1 pseudogene is annotated in these 459 nt (G+C 70.8%); it reads left to right on the top strand.

The features are described 5' to 3' along the window. A pseudogene (locus tag D7X74_RS42380) lies at positions 1–403 on the top strand (exo-alpha-sialidase); the annotation flags it as partial. Positions 404–459: the final 56 nt, after the last annotated feature.

Raw genomic sequence — 459 nt, 5'->3', positions numbered from 1 at the left:
CGGCGAGGGGTTGAACCTGTTCCGCTCCGAGGACGGGTTCCAGACCTTCTCGAAGCTCGCCTCCATCCAGCCGGATGCGTCGCACCATGACCGGGCGGAGCTGGTCGCGGTGGGGCGGGACGTGGCGCTCGTGTACGCGTTCGAGGCCCCTTCGCTTTTGGCCTCGTCGCGGCACGACGTCTGGTTCCAGTGGTGGCGCTACCAGGAGGACGGGCACACCTGGGCGCCGGAGCCGGCGGTGCGGGTGTTCAACGCGGACGACTCGACGGCGTACTCGCGGGCGCTGCTGGCCCGGGACTCGCGCGGGCGGCTGTGGGTGCAGGCGTTCCGGCTGGAGTCGGACGGAGGCTCCACGGCGGTGGTGGCGGTCTCCACCGACGGGGGCGCGAGCTTCCAGCGGCAGCCGTCAACGCGAAGCTTGCCTATGCGGTGAGTGACTCGGGCCAGTTGCTGCAATGG

It is taken from the genome of Corallococcus sp. CA047B, assembly GCF_003612065.1.
GTDB classification, from domain to species: domain Bacteria; phylum Myxococcota; class Myxococcia; order Myxococcales; family Myxococcaceae; genus Corallococcus; species Corallococcus praedator.
The sequence above is the reverse complement of the archived record's forward strand: the minus strand, read 5'-3'. Positions and strand labels throughout refer to the sequence as shown.